Here is a 2,040-nt window from a genome sequence, read left to right as displayed (position 1 = left end):
ACGCGCGACCTTGCCAAGGTCGAGACCGCGGGTTCGAGCCCCGTCTATCGCTCTTGGGACTTCGGATTTTCCGAAGTCCTTTTTTATATTATAGGAAATTACTCCGTAATGTTCCTATAACATAAAAAAGCCCTTCGGGCAGGATCGCACTGCGGCGTAGAGGAATTATGTCGCTGAAGCGACCCGCCGCAGGCTGAGAATCCTGCTTGCAGGATTCTTTCTTATTCAGATTCAGTGTCTGAATCGCCGTAGAAGGTCAGAAGACAGAGTCCACAGATTCCTACCAGACCATATATGATTCTGGAAATCCAGCTCATGCTTCCGAAAAGGAGAGCAACCAGATTCAGATTGAAAAAACCGATCAGTCCCCAGTTAACAGCTCCGATGATGGAAATCGTCAGTGCCGTATATCTTAAACATTTACTTCCCATAAGTCACCATCCTTTCGTCTCCCTGTGGCTGCAGACAGCTCTGACAGGAATCATAAAGCTATTACATTTCATATTGTTCCATGGAAGACAAAAAATATGCACAGCAGGTTCAAATTAATTTTGAATCGCTGTGCGTATTTTAACAGAATCAAATAAGTTCCCTGCCTCAATTGAGGATCTCTGTCTGACAATCGGATTATTTTACTTTAAGTATCTGTCTGGCATTTGCGTCTTCATCGAAGGAAAATGCCTCCTGTGCCTGAACCGTTACATCACTCTCATCTGTCAGTGTAAATGCCTGGCATACATTAACGGTCTGTCCGGGCTGAATCTCAGCTGTAAAATGATCGATGGCATCGTCATTATTCTCGGGAATCGCTGCCTCGCAGGATTCTCCATGCTGGTAAGCTTTTAGGCTGACATCAACCATTGCACTGGATGCAGAGGAAGAATTATTGGTGTAATCGTAATAAACCATAATACATGGATTTCCGGCAAAGTCTTTGGTGATCGTATGTTTGGTATATTTGATCGTAAATTTTTCTGTTGTGAGATTAAGCGTATCATCTGCAGATGCCTCCGGTGCATTGGAAGAAGAACCTGAGGAATCTTCGTTATCCATATTGTTGAGGGAGTTGTTTATTTCCTCTTCAACACTCTTGAAGTTTGCTGACATGATTTTTACTGTCTCATCATCCAGAGAAACAATTTTCCATCCGGAATCTGTTTTGATCACCGGATAGGTGATATCTGTTTCGGAGAATACATCTTTTTCCACTTTTTTTGCCTTTTCACTCAGAATAGAAGCAAGTTTTGCCTGTGTCTCTTCTTCTGTAAGCTTGTTTCCGGCATAAGCGTTGGAAACGATCTGACGGAGAAATTCAGTGATAGTTGCTTTATAAATATTAGTTCCGTCAATGTAAGTGATATGTGCTGTGACAGAAGCTGTACCATTCTGAATATCAAATCTGTTTTTCGTGATTTTATAAGTCATTTTTTTGTTGATCTCTGAGAAGAAATCTGTGTATGCGGCATCTCGGATATCTGCATTGTCCAGTGCGGTGAGATCACTGCTCTGAATCAGGGATTCCATCGTGTCGAAGTCCATTTTCTTCATGCTGTCAAGAAAATGTTCCACTGCTTTTCGTGGCTGCTGTCGCTGATAGAAATAGAAGCCGGTACCTCCTCCAATGGCGAGAATCAGGATCAGAATGAAAATGATCAGCCCGGCATGTCCTTTTTTATTACCTTTTGTCATATTGCCTCCTGTCTTAGAGTATGCTTGAAAAATGCTTTACGCAAGATGTGCGTCACATCTTGCAGAAAGCCTTTTTCAGACACACTCTAGAGCATAACTGCTCTGAAACGTATTATGTTAAAAAGTTTCGGTTTTGTATCTGCAATAACATTCATGCAGATGTGATGTTACTGAGAACAGAGTAACAGTAACGATATAATTGATTATATCAGAATGCGTTGACAATGGCAATTGTCTTACTTATAATCAAAATTATAGTAATCAGAGTGGTTACTGTTCACACACCACTGTCCCGTGAGGTGTTTTGGCATGAATATGCCAAAATCCCGAGACATACAAGCCAAAATTCCA

Annotated in this window: 2 protein-coding genes; both read right to left on the bottom strand. The window is 41.6% G+C overall.

Translation table 11 applies throughout. From position 1 onward, the window contains the following. Nucleotides 1-221: 221 nt before the first annotated feature. Nucleotides 222-431, bottom strand: coding sequence for a DUF378 domain-containing protein (locus LJE11_RS18915; protein WP_008705760.1), 210 nt, complete (start codon nt 429-431; stop codon nt 222-224). A gap of 196 nt (nt 432-627) precedes the next feature. Continuing rightward, complete coding sequence (locus LJE11_RS18910) at nt 628-1,689, bottom strand: DUF5067 domain-containing protein (RefSeq protein WP_173745145.1); 1,062 nt, start codon at nt 1,687-1,689, stop codon at nt 628-630. Nucleotides 1,690-2,040 lie beyond the last annotated feature (351 nt).

Origin of the sequence: Blautia sp. DFI.1.216 (assembly GCF_020594215.1) — a bacterium.
In the GTDB taxonomy this organism is placed as follows: Bacteria; Bacillota; Clostridia; order Lachnospirales; family Lachnospiraceae; genus Blautia_A; species Blautia_A wexlerae.
The sequence above is the reverse complement of the archived record's forward strand: the minus strand, read 5'-3'. Positions and strand labels throughout refer to the sequence as shown.